The 15,647-nt window shown below is 40.1% G+C and carries 12 protein-coding genes, 1 rRNA gene and 1 other annotated feature (1 of these 14 cut by a window edge); of the genes, 3 read left to right on the plus strand and 10 right to left on the minus strand.

The window, feature by feature from the left end; translation table 11 throughout:
- Positions 1–1,549 (minus strand): 16S ribosomal RNA (locus IGL56_RS12710); it reaches 12 nt to the left of the window's first position.
- A 667-nt stretch (positions 1,550–2,216) separates the two neighbouring features.
- Here IGL56_RS12710 and IGL56_RS12715 point away from each other — a divergent pair.
- The 3 genes from IGL56_RS12715 to serS all read left to right on the plus strand — a co-directional run bounded on the left by IGL56_RS12715 (position 2,217) and on the right by serS (position 5,683).
- On the plus strand, positions 2,217–2,906 hold the full coding sequence (locus IGL56_RS12715) for a response regulator transcription factor (RefSeq protein WP_002355963.1): 690 nt from the start codon (positions 2,217–2,219) through the stop codon (positions 2,904–2,906).
- Positions 2,896–4,077 (plus strand): sensor histidine kinase, encoded by a 1,182-nt coding sequence (locus IGL56_RS12720; protein WP_002363566.1) that lies wholly within the window; start codon positions 2,896–2,898, stop codon positions 4,075–4,077. The genes IGL56_RS12715 and IGL56_RS12720 overlap by 11 nt, the downstream gene beginning before the upstream one ends.
- A gap of 40 nt (positions 4,078–4,117) precedes the next feature.
- Positions 4,118–4,324 (plus strand) — a binding site (T-box leader).
- An 87-nt stretch (positions 4,325–4,411) separates the two neighbouring features.
- Positions 4,412–5,683, plus strand: a complete 1,272-nt coding sequence (gene serS, locus IGL56_RS12725) for a serine--tRNA ligase (protein ID WP_002355965.1) — start codon at positions 4,412–4,414, stop codon at positions 5,681–5,683.
- A 168-nt stretch (positions 5,684–5,851) separates the two neighbouring features.
- Here the strand turns inward: serS and guaB are convergent, their stop codons facing one another.
- From guaB to IGL56_RS12770, 9 genes are all read right to left on the minus strand, one after another.
- Positions 5,852–7,333 carry an IMP dehydrogenase gene (guaB, locus tag IGL56_RS12730; RefSeq protein ID WP_002355966.1) on the minus strand — a complete coding sequence of 494 codons (1,482 nt, stop codon included), beginning with the start codon at positions 7,331–7,333 and terminating at the stop codon, positions 5,852–5,854.
- 157 nt (positions 7,334–7,490) lie between these two features.
- Positions 7,491–9,173, minus strand: coding sequence for a 6-pyruvoyl-tetrahydropterin synthase-related protein (locus IGL56_RS12735; RefSeq protein WP_002355967.1), 1,683 nt, complete (start codon positions 9,171–9,173; stop codon positions 7,491–7,493).
- Positions 9,174–9,339: 166 nt separating this feature from the next.
- The gene (locus IGL56_RS12740; RefSeq protein WP_002363563.1) at positions 9,340–10,029 is read right to left on the minus strand and encodes a DUF1129 domain-containing protein; all 690 of its coding nucleotides are present in this window, start codon (positions 10,027–10,029) and stop codon (positions 9,340–9,342) included.
- A gap of 108 nt (positions 10,030–10,137) precedes the next feature.
- On the minus strand, positions 10,138–11,253 hold the full coding sequence (ychF, locus tag IGL56_RS12745; RefSeq protein WP_002355971.1) for a redox-regulated ATPase YchF: 1,116 nt from the start codon (positions 11,251–11,253) through the stop codon (positions 10,138–10,140).
- Between the two features lie 56 nt (positions 11,254–11,309).
- Positions 11,310–11,495: a DUF951 domain-containing protein gene (locus tag IGL56_RS12750; RefSeq protein ID WP_002355974.1), complete on the minus strand. Its 186-nt coding sequence runs from the start codon at positions 11,493–11,495 to the stop codon at positions 11,310–11,312.
- 117 nt (positions 11,496–11,612) lie between these two features.
- A complete protein-coding gene (locus IGL56_RS12755; protein ID WP_002355975.1) occupies positions 11,613–12,503 on the minus strand; it encodes a ParB/RepB/Spo0J family partition protein in 891 nt (296 codons plus the stop codon).
- Positions 12,496–13,257 carry a ParA family protein gene (locus tag IGL56_RS12760; RefSeq protein ID WP_002355976.1) on the minus strand — a complete coding sequence of 254 codons (762 nt, stop codon included), beginning with the start codon at positions 13,255–13,257 and terminating at the stop codon, positions 12,496–12,498. The genes IGL56_RS12755 and IGL56_RS12760 overlap by 8 nt, the downstream gene beginning before the upstream one ends.
- 15 nt (positions 13,258–13,272) lie before the next feature.
- The gene (rsmG, locus tag IGL56_RS12765; RefSeq protein ID WP_002355977.1) at positions 13,273–13,989 is read right to left on the minus strand and encodes a 16S rRNA (guanine(527)-N(7))-methyltransferase RsmG; all 717 of its coding nucleotides are present in this window, start codon (positions 13,987–13,989) and stop codon (positions 13,273–13,275) included.
- Between the two features lie 247 nt (positions 13,990–14,236).
- The gene (locus tag IGL56_RS12770; protein WP_002355978.1) at positions 14,237–15,223 is read right to left on the minus strand and encodes a DUF3114 domain-containing protein; all 987 of its coding nucleotides are present in this window, start codon (positions 15,221–15,223) and stop codon (positions 14,237–14,239) included.
- Positions 15,224–15,647 lie beyond the last annotated feature (424 nt).

The raw sequence follows: 15,647 nt of genomic DNA on the forward strand, positions 1-15,647 counted from the left end.
CCAGCCGCACCTTCCGATACGGCTACCTTGTTACGACTTCACCCCAATCATCTATCCCACCTTAGGCGGCTGGCTCCAAAAAGGTTACCTCACCGACTTCGGGTGTTACAAACTCTCGTGGTGTGACGGGCGGTGTGTACAAGGCCCGGGAACGTATTCACCGCGGCGTGCTGATCCGCGATTACTAGCGATTCCGGCTTCATGCAGGCGAGTTGCAGCCTGCAATCCGAACTGAGAGAAGCTTTAAGAGATTTGCATGACCTCGCGGTCTAGCGACTCGTTGTACTTCCCATTGTAGCACGTGTGTAGCCCAGGTCATAAGGGGCATGATGATTTGACGTCATCCCCACCTTCCTCCGGTTTGTCACCGGCAGTCTCGCTAGAGTGCCCAACTAAATGATGGCAACTAACAATAAGGGTTGCGCTCGTTGCGGGACTTAACCCAACATCTCACGACACGAGCTGACGACAACCATGCACCACCTGTCACTTTGTCCCCGAAGGGAAAGCTCTATCTCTAGAGTGGTCAAAGGATGTCAAGACCTGGTAAGGTTCTTCGCGTTGCTTCGAATTAAACCACATGCTCCACCGCTTGTGCGGGCCCCCGTCAATTCCTTTGAGTTTCAACCTTGCGGTCGTACTCCCCAGGCGGAGTGCTTAATGCGTTTGCTGCAGCACTGAAGGGCGGAAACCCTCCAACACTTAGCACTCATCGTTTACGGCGTGGACTACCAGGGTATCTAATCCTGTTTGCTCCCCACGCTTTCGAGCCTCAGCGTCAGTTACAGACCAGAGAGCCGCCTTCGCCACTGGTGTTCCTCCATATATCTACGCATTTCACCGCTACACATGGAATTCCACTCTCCTCTTCTGCACTCAAGTCTCCCAGTTTCCAATGACCCTCCCCGGTTGAGCCGGGGGCTTTCACATCAGACTTAAGAAACCGCCTGCGCTCGCTTTACGCCCAATAAATCCGGACAACGCTTGCCACCTACGTATTACCGCGGCTGCTGGCACGTAGTTAGCCGTGGCTTTCTGGTTAGATACCGTCAGGGGACGTTCAGTTACTAACGTCCTTGTTCTTCTCTAACAACAGAGTTTTACGATCCGAAAACCTTCTTCACTCACGCGGCGTTGCTCGGTCAGACTTTCGTCCATTGCCGAAGATTCCCTACTGCTGCCTCCCGTAGGAGTCTGGGCCGTGTCTCAGTCCCAGTGTGGCCGATCACCCTCTCAGGTCGGCTATGCATCGTGGCCTTGGTGAGCCGTTACCTCACCAACTAGCTAATGCACCGCGGGTCCATCCATCAGCGACACCCGAAAGCGCCTTTCACTCTTATGCCATGCGGCATAAACTGTTATGCGGTATTAGCACCTGTTTCCAAGTGTTATCCCCCTCTGATGGGTAGGTTACCCACGTGTTACTCACCCGTCCGCCACTCCTCTTTCCAATTGAGTGCAAGCACTCGGGAGGAAAGAAGCGTTCGACTTGCATGTATTAGGCACGCCGCCAGCGTTCGTCCTGAGCCAGGATCAAACTCTCATAATAAAAGTTAGAACAATCTTGCGATTGTTAAGCTCAATTTGTTTGCTAGCATATTGCTTGCTTGTTAAAAATGTTTGTTGTCTTGAATTGAATCAAGACGCCCTACACATTTGGTTCGTCTATTCTTTGTTCAGTTTTCAAAGGTCTACGTTACCTCGCAGCAACTTTTATATCATAACAAACTTTCGTTTGGATGTCAAGAACTTTTTTAAAAAAGTTTTTTTAAGTTGTTTTGCTCGGTTGTTGTTGTCTGTTGTGACAACTTCTATATCTTATCATCTCGCTTGTTATTTGTCAACAACTTTTTTGTTGTTTTTTCAAACTTTTTTCGAGAGATTTGAAATCAAGAATTGTTATTTAATTATTGATTTCTGAATCGCTCAGCTGTGTGACTCGCCTTGCGACATGTAATAATATACCAAGATTTCAAGCATTGGTCAATCATTATTTTCACTTTTTTTAAACTTTTTTTCAATACCGATTATTATGATTGGTATAGGTATTTTCGTTCGTTTTTTACCCCCTTTCATCCTTTTTTGGCTATAGTTTATTAACTTTTAGCAAAATCTTCTAAATTTATCGTAATATATCAAGGATTTTGTCCTTTTTAGCAATTATTTGTTAAAATATGGAAAAGAGATTTTTTTATATATGGAGGAAATGAACGCTTATGAAAATTTTAGTTGCAGATGATGATAAAGAAATTGTAGAACTATTGAGTATTTATATTCATAATGAAGGATACGAAGTCGTGAAAGCTTATGATGGAAAAGAAGCGTTATCCAAATTGCACACAACACCAGATATCGATTTATTAATCTTGGACATTATGATGCCAATCATGGATGGAATGGAAGTAGTGAAAGAACTTCGAAAAGAATCGCAAATTCCAATTATTATGTTAACAGCAAAAACAACCGATATGGATAAAATCAAAGGCTTAGTTGCTGGTGCAGACGATTATGTCACCAAGCCTTTTAATCCTTTAGAAGTAATGGCTCGGGTGAAGTCTATTTTACGTAGAAGCCAAATGCAATTAACCAAAGAAGAACCCGATGAATTAGAAGTCGGCCCATTAATGATTAATAAGGACTCTCACGAAGTCAAAACAATAGAAGGAAAAGAAATTCAATTAACCGCTCTTGAGTTTGGTATCCTCTATCTATTAGCTAGTCATCCAAATCGTGTGTTTAGTGCGGATGAAATTTTTGAGCGTGTGTGGCAACAAGAAAGTATTGTTTCTGCTAAAACCGTGATGGTTCACGTCAGTCATTTAAGAGATAAAATTGAAGAAGCAACTGGTGGAGAAAAAGTCATTCAAACAGTGTGGGGAGTTGGATATAAGATCGATGCTCGTTAAACCTAAAAAGATTGAAAAACAAAAACGAATTACCTTAACTTCTAAAGAAATCAGCGAGTTATTAGCAGAAGCAATTGTGACAATTGTTTTATTACTACTATTAAATGTCTCAATTATGTTCCTTTTAGGACAACTACTTAGTGAAAACTCGCCCTTAGCTGGTGTCATCTGGGCCACTAAGGATGCGGTCGCTAAAGAATTAAATACTGATTTGTTTTGGAGCTGGAATAAATTTGTCTTACCTATTTTCTTTTTAGTAGATGCAGCTGTTCTCTATTGGCGCTTAATTCGTCGCTACCATCAAATGCAATTGCGTCATATTATCAGTGAGTTACATTACATCGCTGATGGTAATTACAATCACCGCATTCCGTTTGAATTAAGTGGTGATTTAGCAAAAGTCGTGACGAGTATTAACGGTCTGGTGGATAGTACTGTCGCAGCCATTGAAGATGAACGGCGAATTGAAAAATCAAAAGATGAATTAATTACGAATGTCAGTCATGATATTCGGACACCGTTAACTTCTATTATTGGTTATCTGGGATTGATTGAAGATCGTCAATTTCATAGCCAAGAAGATTTACTGAAATATACGCATACCGCTTACGTCAAAGCGAAACAAATGAAATTATTAGTTGATGATCTTTTTGAATATACAAAAGTCCGTCAACCAAGTGTACCGATTCATACGACGACTTTTGATATGGCACAATTAATTGAACAGCTTGCTGCCGATTTTGAATTGGAAGCGAAAAAGATTAATATGCAAATCCAAGTAAAAGCCAATCCAGCTTCTTTAATGATGGAAGGCGATACGGAAAAACTAGTCCGAGTCTTTAACAACCTTCTTTCAAACGCTTTGAAATATGGCAAAGGCGGCCATCATATTGTAATGGAAGTAGACAAAGTCGGCACCGAAGCAATTATCGCTGTTCGCAATGATGGACCAGCTATCCCTAAACATTCTTTAGATCAGTTATTTGACCGCTTCTATCGTGTCGAAGAATCCCGATCACAAGAAACGGGTGGTACTGGTTTAGGTCTGGCTATTGCACAAAGTATTGTCGCTTTACATGGTGGATATATTTATGCGAAGTCTGATCAAAAGTGGACTTCCTTTATTATTCATCTACCCTTACAGCGTACCAACAAGAAATCAGAGAGTTAATTGACATCCCTGAACTTTTTCGGTATTCTATAGAAAAGAGAAAACTAAGAGAAAAAGTATTTATGGCACTGAATTCCAGAGAGTTTGCGGGGGTGCGAGCAAACATTCATCTATAAAGAAGTCCGTCTCTTCCAGGTGTCCAGCGAAATAAGTTGGAACGGTCTGCAGCCGTTATCTGCAAATCAAGGGCAGTAACATTACTGAACTTGGGTGGTACCGCGAGATTTCCAGTCATTTCGTCCCAAGAATATTTATTTTTGGGGTGAGATGGCTTTTTTGTTGTTTTCTACAACAGTTATTATTGATTATGTACTAATTTTAAGGAGGAAAAAATATGTTAGATGTAAAAATGATGCGTCAAAATTTTGACGAAGTAAAAGCAAAGCTACAAACCCGTGGTGTGAAAGAAGAAATCTTAGTGGAATTTCTGCGTTTAGATGAAAGTCGCCGTGATTTATTAGTCAAAGTCGAAGAAATGAAAAAATACCGGAACGATGTGTCTGCTGAAATTGCTCAATTAAAACGGAACAAAGAAGATGCAACGGCCAAAATCGCGGAAATGAAAGAAGTCGGCGGTAATATTAAAGCGTTAGATGCAGAAATTAATGCTATTGACGAAGAGCTACGTGGGATCACAACTACTTTACCGAACTTGCCAGATGATTCTGTGCCTGTTGGTGCTGGTGAAGAAGAAAATGTAGAAGTACGTCGTTGGAGTGAACCAAGAACTTTTGCTTTTGAACCAAAACCACACTGGGAAGTCGCTGAAAACTTAGGCATTCTAGATTTTGAACGTGGTGCCAAAGTAGCTGGTAGCCGTTTTGTTTATTACAAAGGCCTAGGTGCTCGCTTAGAACGTGCGTTATACAACTTCATGTTAGATTTACATGTTTATGAACATGGCTATACAGAAATGATTACGCCTTATATCGTTAATGACACCGCCATGTTCGGAACTGGCCAATTTCCTAAATTTAAAGAAGATGTCTTCCAATTACAAGATACGGATTTAACGTTAATCCCAACGGCGGAAGTCCCTCTAACCAATTACTACAACAATGAAATTTTAGATGGCAAGGATTTACCAATTTACTTTACGGCCTTGAGCCCTTCTTTCCGTTCTGAAGCTGGTAGCGCTGGTCGTGACACACGTGGGTTAATTCGTTTACACCAATTTAATAAAGTCGAAATGGTTAAATTTAGTGATGCAGAGCATTCTTATGAGGAATTAGAAAAAATGACGAATAATGCCGAAGAAATTCTGCAAAAACTGGGATTACCTTACCGTGTCATGGCTCTTTCAACAGGTGACATGGGCTTCTCAGCTGCGAAAACTTATGACTTGGAAGTTTGGATTCCCGCTCAAGAGACATACCGTGAAATCAGTTCATGCTCAAACTGTGAAGATTTCCAAGCGCGCCGTGCGATGATTCGTTACCGTGATGAAAATGATAAAGTCCAATATGCGCATACACTCAATGGTTCTGGTTTAGCCGTGGGACGGACAGTCGCTGCTATTTTAGAAAACTACCAAAACGAAGATGGCTCTGTGACTGTACCAGAAGTCCTAGTTCCTTACATGGGTAACCTAACAGTTATTAAATAAAGGGAAGATGAAGGTCGTTGTCTGATATCAGATAACGGCTTTTATTCTACAGAAAAAGGAGCCTGATAAACGGTGGAAACAGAAGCAACTCCTTCATTCTACAGAAAAAGAGGCAGACGTCGAAATGACGTCTGCCTCTTTTAAATTTCAAAAAAATCAGCTTTTATTTTATTGAACAGAATAGTTTGGTGCTTCTTTTGTGATTTGAACGTCATGTGGATGTGATTCTTTCAATCCGTTACCACTCATTTGAACAAATTGTGCTTCTTCACGCAACGCTTTCAGGTCTGCTGCACCGACGTAACCCATCCCTGATTTCAAGCCACCGATTAATTGGAAGACAATATCAGAAACGCTTCCTTTGTAGGCGACACGTCCTTCGATTCCTTCTGGCACTAATTTGTTTGCTTCATTGACACTTCCTTGGAAGTAACGATCACTTGATCCTTTTTCCATTGCACCCAATGAGCCCATGCCACGGTAAGTTTTGAAACGACGGCCTTGATAAATTTCAAATTCGCCTGGAGATTCATCTGTACCTGCTAACATACTTCCTAGCATTACAGCATGTCCACCAGCAGCTAAGGCTTTCACGATATCACCAGAATATTTAATACCGCCATCAGCGATAATTGCTTTACCATATTCTCTAGCTACAGAAGCAGCATCATAAATCGCTGTTAATTGAGGAACACCAACACCAGCAACGACACGTGTTGTACAAATTGAACCAGGTCCAATACCAACTTTGACAACGTCCACGCCGACATCATACAATGCTTTGGTTGCTTCAGCAGTGGCAACATTACCAGCAATTAATGTTGCTTCAGGGAACGTTTCACGAATTTCTTTAATTTTGCGAATAACGCCGGCACTATGGCCATGTGCAGTATCGATAACAATCGCATCGGCACCTGCTTCTAATAATGCTTCCGCACGTTCGAACGTATCACTAGTGACACCGACTGCTGCCGCCACAAGTAAACGACCGTGTTCGTCTTTGGCAGCATTTGGGAATTCAATCACTTTTTCAATGTCTTTAATTGTAATTAAGCCACTTAAGCGACCTGCTTCATCAACGATTGGTAATTTTTCGATTTTATGTTTTTGTAAGATTTTTTCTGCATCTTTTAAAGATGTGCCAACTGGCGCAGTGACTAAATGATCTTTTGTCATGACTTCTTCAATTTTGATTTGGTAGTCCGTTACAAAACGCATATCACGGTTTGTAATAATTCCGACTAATTTACGGTTTTCCATTGTTTCTACAATTGGCACACCGCTAATACGGTAACGACTCATTAATTCTTCTGCATCCGCTACTAAGTTTGTTGGTGTTAGAAAGAATGGATCAATGATAACGCCGCTTTCAGAACGTTTGACTTTACGTACTTCGTCTGCTTGTTGGGCGACAGTCATATTTTTATGTACGACACCTAGTCCACCTTGACGAGCCATCGCAATTGCCATATTACTATCTGTAACAGTATCCATACTGGCACTCATCAATGGAATATTTAACTTGATATTTTTAGCTAATTGTACACTCATGTCTACATCATTTGGTAAGACATGGCTTTCTGCAGGGATTAATAGCACATCATCAAATGTAAGACCTTTTTTCGCAAATTTTGTTTCCCAATTTGACATTTTTTTGTCCACTCCTCGACTTAATTTTATATATGAAAATAACAGATAATACTAAGGAAGTCAACTAGATTTGTTTAAATAATCAATGAGGAATAAAGGACAAAATGCCGAAATCGGTTTGTCCTTTATTCAACTCTTCCTAATTAAGGTCCTACTTTCATCGTTGTTCTTTTATCTTGTGTTTCTTTTTTTGTTGTAAAAATCGGCTAAATCCAAAACCACCAACAGAAAGCAAGGTCATCATTGTCCCTATTTTTTGCACTTTTGTTCTTTGGTAACGGATGTCGACATGTCCTGTACCAGATAAAGAAAGAGCGGCTAAGCCTCCTTGATTGGTTAGGTTCATTTTTTTAGCGCCCGTTTGGTTTTTCATTTGAATCGTGGCTTGATAGCCTAAGTAATAAATAAAAGGAACGGTCACCTTCGCTGATTGATTCACCACTTGGTAGTCAAATGAAATTTTCCCATAAGGCATTCTAACGTTTGTAATGGTTACTTGTTCTGCCGAATAATCAAGTTGTCGTTTTTTCTGTTTCAATAATTCCTGATAATTGATTTCATCTGGCAAATATTCATGGCCCGCACCGATATAAAAAGGCGTTGGTTGCTCATACTCAGCTTTTGTTAACAGGTGGCCTTGTTGTGACTGAATACTTTGATATTGATAAATGCCCAAATTGCTGATGGCAAGGAAAACCAACAAAGCCACGGTCCAAGATTTACGGAAAACGCCCCATTCGTCTTGTGCAATGAAAAAAGCGAGCATTACAGAAAGAATCCCTAAAAACCGCCAAGGAAACTGAATCGTATTTAAAGGCGTGTGGTTCAGCCAGTGCCAAGGAAAAAGCGTGGTAACCATCAATAAGAGTACCAGCGTCAAACCAATAAACCGTTTGTTCTGAATTTTTTTGCTGGCAAGCGAAACCACTGCTACAACAAGCCCTACAAACAAAAGGGTTCCTAGATTCGCTGTTTTCGCGTGAAAAACACTGCTCTTTAAACTATTAATGAAAAGAGAAACAATGGGATAACTTCTTTCGGAAATATAAGTGAGTGGATTGGAGGTAACTTTAAACACTTGATTTTTCATTTGTTCAGCAACTGGTAAAAGATAAAAGGCCAGCCAAAGCAGCGTCAGACCTGCAGCCTTCGCTAATGCCCACAGGACCTCCTTTTTAAAAAACTGCTGCCAATAAAACAGAATGTATAACCCAATCCAAATAGAAACCATTTCAATAGAAATAAAGTGAGCCAACCCAATGCCAGTCATCGCCAGCGTTAACAACGGCCAATATTTCGTGATTCCCTTTCGTAATAAAAACAGGCTCGCTAAGACCAACGGAAAAAAACTTAGCGCCAAAAATTCTCCTAACGCTTGGCGATTAAACAAGTCTTGCATGCGGTAAATAGATAAGCCATACAAAATGGCAAAGAGATAGCTTCTTTTTTTAGAGAGCGCCATTAATCGGCCTGCATAATAAGTAAGACTAAATGTTGCCAAGTTTACTGCAAACACAAAAATCGCCATACTAGCGACAAAGGAAAGCCCCAGAACACGCAAAAGCGCAGGTAAATAAAGATACGCATCTGGATAAAACAAACTAGAGGCATAGCCATAGCCTCCCAAGAAAAAATAATTGATTTTAGGAAACCAGTCGTTGTTTTTAATTGCTAATGCGAGACCTTCCACCCGATTTTGATGAAAGCGAAAATCACTTGCTCGTAAAAAATTCTCTTGAAAATAGACAAAATAGAGAGAAAGTCCACTTAATAAGAGAAAACTAATAAAAATGAGTAGCCGCTCGTGTTGACGGCACCAAGACTTCACTTGTTGTCCCATAAGAGGCTCCTTTCTTTAGCAAACTTCTGAAAACAGAAGCCTGGGACACTAGTTTTTTCGACTAATCCCCCAGGCTTTAACTGTTAAAACGCTCTATTGAGAGAGCGACTTTGCTTGTTGCAGTTTCTGCGTCAGCCGAGCGCATTCACAATTGAGCGCGCGCCGTTTATTGACGTGTCATGAAACTACCTTGAATATTGTATTTTTTCTTGAAGAAATAGCGTGCTACAAAGGCTAACGCACCGATTACTAAAGCAATCATCGGATCTAAAATGGGATTGATCACTGGTGGCAGCATCGCTGAACCGGCAAAAACTGCAATCCACAAGAACATCCCACCAAATAGAATGGCGGTCGTTTTTAACCAACCAGGACGTTTGCTTTTGTCGCCACCTTGACGATCAAAACGGTAAACATATTTGTGCATTAGATAGAAAACATAACCCCCAGCCATCGCACCTAAGATATATGTGGTTAATCCGAGAGGTTGTGCGGTTCCTTTTGAAAATAGAGACATCGCCGCTAACATGATTGTTAATAAACCAAGTAATAGTAAGGTATTGTCGAGCCAAATCATCCAGCCCGCTGGTTCTTTGACTTCTGCTGGTTTATTTAAAATTGCTTCCGTCCGTTCTGAAACAGTGCCAAATAACTGACGGGCTGTTTTACCTGTTTTTTGACCGGCTACTAATTCTGGTAAAATACCGTGTAGAGCCAATGCTAGCTCTTCTTCAGATAAATTAGCCGCTTTTAATGATTTTTTTAAGTCAAAAATGTATTGTTCATTTCTTTTAGTCAAATTCTGTTCTAATTGACGATTCTCAGCCACGATTGCTCGTAATGCTTCTGCTTCCATAGTTGTATCCTCCTCACCCTCATGTAGAGGGAACCTCTTTCTAAACGGCTGAATGGCCTTAAATATGTGGGCTTAGCCCAAAACAAATTGCTTGTTGGGCACATTTTTTTAAACGTTAAAACGGAACAACATAACATCGCCATCTTGAACGACGTAGTCTTTTCCTTCTAAACGAACACGGCCCGCTTCTTTGGCAGCTTGCATATTGCCATATTTATCTAGGTCTTCATAAGAAACTGTTTCCGCACGAATGAAGCCTCGTTCAAAGTCACTGTGGATAATCCCAGCTGCTTGAGGTGCCTTGATTCCCTTACGGAACGTCCACGCACGAACTTCTTGTTCACCAGCTGTAAAGTAGGTAGCTAAGCCTAACAAATCGTACGCCGCACGAATCAATTGATCTAAGCCAGATTGTTCAATGCCCATTGCTTCTAAAAATTCAGCCTTGTCTTCTTCAGAATCCAATTCAGCAATTTCTTCTTCTGCTCGCGCACTAACTACGATTACTTCCGCATTTTCACTGGTTGCAAAATTACGAACTTGTTGTACATACTCATTGTTGTCTGGATCTGCCACTTCATCTTCTGAAACATTTGCTACATAAAGGACCGGCTTTGTGGTTAATAAGAAAAGAGATTTAACAATTTTCTCTTCTTCTGGCGTAAATTCAATCGTACGAGCAGATAACCCTTCTTCTAAAACTGGTTTAATTTTGTCTAAAACAGCTAATTCTTCCACCGCTTCTTTATCTTTTGCTTTCGCCATTTTAGCCACGCGAGTATAGCGCTTATTGATTGAATCTAAATCTGCTAAAATTAGCTCTAAATTAATTGTATCAATGTCTGCTAAAGGATCAACGAAATCCGCATCCCGATTTTGTTCACGCATGATATTTTCGTCATCAAAACAACGAACCACGTGACAGATTGCATCTACTTGACGAATGTGACTTAAAAACTGATTTCCCAGCCCTTCTCCTTTGCTGGCACCTTTAACAATTCCGGCGATGTCTGTAAATTCAAACGTTGTGGGAACTGTTTTTTTCGGTTTTACTAGTTCTGTCAAGCGTTGTAAACGGGCATCTGGTACTTCAACCATGCCGACGTTCGGATCAATCGTTGCAAAGGGATAATTTGCAGCTTCTGCTCCTGCTTTTGTAATTGCGTTAAATAGGGTCGATTTACCAACGTTTGGTAAGCCGACAATTCCAGCTGTTAGTGCCATTTGTTTTCCACTCTTTCTCTCAGTCTATTCTCTTTTCTATTAGAGGCATCAAAGCATTAGTCTGCTTTTTTCTCGATTACTTTTTTTAATTTTTTAGTAAAATCACGACGCGGCATCATGACAATATGCCCGCAATTCGTGCACTTGATTTTGATATCAGCGCCCATGCGAATGATTTGCCAACGATTTGCTTGGCAAGCATGCGGCTTTTTCATTTCGACAATATCGCCTAAATCATACATGTTCCAAGCCTTCTTTCTTCTCTTACTTATATAAAAATACCATGATTACAATACCATTTTTTAACGAAACTAGCAAAAGGATTTGTGACTTTCTGTCTTACTTTCTCACTTTGCTTTTTATTCCTCGTCAAAATGAATATCTAAAATATCTAAAATTCTAGCCAAATCCGAAGAGGACAAGTACTCAATTTCAATTTTTCCTTTGCCTTCTTTTTCTTGAATCGCTACGGTTGTCCCAAATTTATCCATTAAGCGGTCTTCACTTTCACGAATATAAATGGGTTTTTCTTTGATGGCTTTTTTCGCTTTTTTGCCCTTTTTGCCTTGTGTTTCGTTTAATTCAGCGACAAGTTGTTCTAATTGTCGAACCGTTAAATTGTCTTTAATACAACGATTAGCTAATGGCAATAGCTGTTCTTTGTTCTTCAAGCCTAATAACGTCCGTGCTTGACCCATTGACATGCTTTGTTTTTGAACCATTGCTTTGACCGCATCTGGTAAGGTTAGCAATCGTAAATAATTGGCAATATACGGGCGACTTTTGCCCAAACGTTCTGCGACTTCCGCTTGTGTTAATTTCAAATTTTTCATTAGCATTTCATAGGCTTCTGCTTCTTCTAGCGGATTTAAATCTTCCCTTTGTAAGTTTTCCAAAACAGCAACTTGCATCATGGATTCTTCATCAAATTCGCGAATAATTGCGGGAATTTTTTCTTTGCCGGCTAATTTAGAAGCCCGGAACCGACGCTCACCTGCAATAATTTCATAGCCTTTAACTGCCGATTTACGAACAATAATCGGTTGAAACACACCGGAATGTAGAATCGAGTTTGCAAGTTCTTGTAAAGAGGTTTCATCAAATGTTTTCCGCGGTTGGTAAGGATTGGGACGAAGTTCGTTTAATAGAATTTCTGTCACTTGTTCGTTCTTAACGTCGACATCTTCTAGCTTTGCGATATCTTGAAACAAGGCATCGATGCCTCTGCCTAAACCTTTGCCTTTATTCATTCTCCAACACTTCCTTTGCTAGTGCTTGATACACTTCGGCACCTTTTGAGCGAATATCATAGTCAATGATTGGTAAACCATGACTTGGTGCTTCGGATAAACGGACATTTCTTGGAATAATCGTATCATAGACTTTTTCACGGAAATATTTACGGACTTCTTCAACGACTTCGGCACCTAAATTGGTCCGAGCATCGTACATGGTTAACAAGACCCCTTCAATTTTCAATTCAGGGTTAAAATGTTTTTGAACCAAGCGAATCGTATTTAGCAATTGACTCAAGCCTTCTAATGCGTAATATTCACATTGAACAGGAATTAGAATCGAATCACTTGCTGTAAAAGCATTGATTGTTAAATGCCCTAGAGAAGGCGGGCAATCAATTAAAACGAAATCATACATGTCTCTTACTTCATCAATTGCTAATTTCAAGCGCGATTCTCGAGCCATCATTGAAGTTAATTCAATTTCAGCGCCTGCTAATTGAATAGTTGCAGGGACAATATCTAAATTTTCACGGCTGGTATGTTGAACCACGCTAGTGATTGGTTCTTCATTTACAAGGACATCATACACATCGTGTGCGACATCTGGTTTAGGGACACCCATGCCACTGGTAGCATTTCCTTGTGCATCAATGTCGATCAGTAAGACTTTTTTGCCTAAGTTTGCTAAACATGCGCCTAAATTTACAGTGGTCGTTGTTTTACCAACGCCGCCTTTTTGGTTCGCTACAGAAATAATTCGTGTCATGTGTGTGCCTCCATCTTATTTAATCGGTTGTTTATTTGGTAATCCAGGTTTTCTGGGATATTTTTTAGGGGTTTCTTTTTTCTTTTGAATCACGACAATGTGGCGTTCGTCTGCCGTAATCGGCAAAGTAAAACCAACTTCTTTCTGAAATTGACCGCCTAATGTAGCGATTGCAGGTTTTGCTTCATTAATTTCTTCTTCGCTTTTCGATGCTTTTAAGGCTAAAAAATAGCCTTCTTTTTTAACTAAGGGTAAACACAGTTCACTTAAAACATTTAATCGTGCAACTGCTCGCGCTGTAACGTAATCAAACGCGCCACGAAATTCTGCTTTTTGACCAAATGTTTCTGCACGATCATGATACAAAGAAACATTAGCCAAACCTAGTTGATTCACCAACTCTGTTAGGAAAGTAATTCGTTTATTTAAAGAGTCAACAATTGTGACATTTAATGAAGGAAAAACAATTTTCAAAGGAATACTTGGAAATCCTGCGCCTGCGCCAACATCACAAATGGCTTTGTCACTGGCAAAGTCTTCAAAGAATGCCAACGAAACAGAATCATAGAAATGTTTCAAATAAACTTCTTTTTCTTCTGTAATGGCTGTTAAATTCATTTTTTCATTCCATTCTACTAGTAAATGGAAATATTGGTCAAATTGTGTCATCTGTTGGTCTGTCAATTCAATGCCTTTTGCGGCTAATAGTTGTCTAAATTCTTCGGGTAGCATAAAGACTCCTTCCTTTTTTGTGAAACAGAAAAATGTTTCACAATCATCTTTTCCTACTTTAACGCAAATAGCAATTTCTTGCAATGCTTTTCGGAAGATTTTTGCCTGAATGATAAAAGAAAAATCCGCCTTTTTATGTGGTAAAAAGTCTCTAGCCACGGGCCAAAATGTTCAATTGGCGGCAACGAAAACCGCCTTTCTCTAAGAGTAAAACAAGCCAATGTTTCATGTGAAACATTGGCTTGTTTTACTTACTATAATCATCGCACTTTATTTGTCGTTCTCTGCGATAGTCGTATTCTTGGATACGGGGACTTAACCAACCTTTTTTGGCTGTTTTTCGTAATTGATGATCAAATCTCCCTGGTGGTGAACTATCTAGTAATTCATGGGTACGATTATTCCGATTTGCATAATTAAACGATTCACCATTCAAGACTTTTTCCTGGTATTCATTGTTTTTGGCCGCTTGATAATAAGCTGGATTACTAATTAATCTGCCTCGCCAGTCTTCAACTAACACATCCCACTGGGTTACAAAGGTCCCTTCTTCATTCAAAATAAACTCACTGTGAAAATTAGGTGTCAATCGTTTCTTATTAATTAAAGAATAGGATGCCCCCTCAGGGTATTTGTTGTGCAAACGAGCAGAGCTTTTTTTCAGCTTCCGCCCGCCCATCCCTTGCGGCTTGGCCGCAAAAACATAGCGTTTTAATGCCTGTTCATCGGCGTCCCCTTCTTGTTTAAAAAAATCGCGGATATACATGATATTTTGACGATCAATATACATTCTTAATTGATGTATCTTTTTCGCTTTCTCTTGGTTAAAGCTCCCAAGAAGACCTAACGGATAGGCTTTTTGAACTGTTTTTGCCAACAAATCCCAAAACGTCGCATGCGGTGCAACCGTCTTCGAGAAACGATAAGGTCCTACTAATTGCAACATGCCATGCTGATCCAACACTGCACCTAATTGCCATAACAGTAACGAGAGCTTTTCTTGCGGACGATAAGCCGAAAAGCGAAATAATCGCTCATACGCTGAAGAGCCCACTTCTTCCACTTCAGAAAACAGTTCCGCGACTGCTGTTTTCGCTTGCTCAAGTGGCAAGAAACGCGTGTCTTTTATGGCACTTTCCACTAATCCATAAACAGCTTGGCGGTCCCAGCCAGCGTCAATCGCCGCCTCTACACCAGCACTCATTGCTTGTTGTAATTCTTGCCAACGTCCCATCTTCTCGCCGCCTTTTTCTATATACTTCTTCTATAATGATAATCCTTTCCCCACAAAATGCCAACTGCTTTAACGCAAAAAAACAACCCGCCCTTTGGGGAAGGGCGGGCGGAGGAGTTAAAAAATGAAAAAGTGTTTTGTTAGGGTTTTGTTTATCGGGTATGTTTAAATAATAGCCGTTAAATGTGAAGAAACTATGGTAAAAATGCGCCTTCTTTTCAACAAAATTTTGAAAAAGTCTCTTCAGAAATTAAGATTTTTTTGCGAAGTTGCCCACTGGCCACTCCCGTTCAACATATTATATATTTAATATTCATAAAATCATAAAATAAATATACACAATAATGAATATTTATTCAACGGTTAATAAAACAACCAAAAAAGAGCATGGGACAAAAATCACTTTGGATTTTTGCTCCACGCT

Source organism: Enterococcus sp. DIV1316a (assembly GCF_050536915.1).
In the GTDB taxonomy this organism is placed as follows: Bacteria; Bacillota; Bacilli; order Lactobacillales; family Enterococcaceae; genus Enterococcus; species Enterococcus faecalis.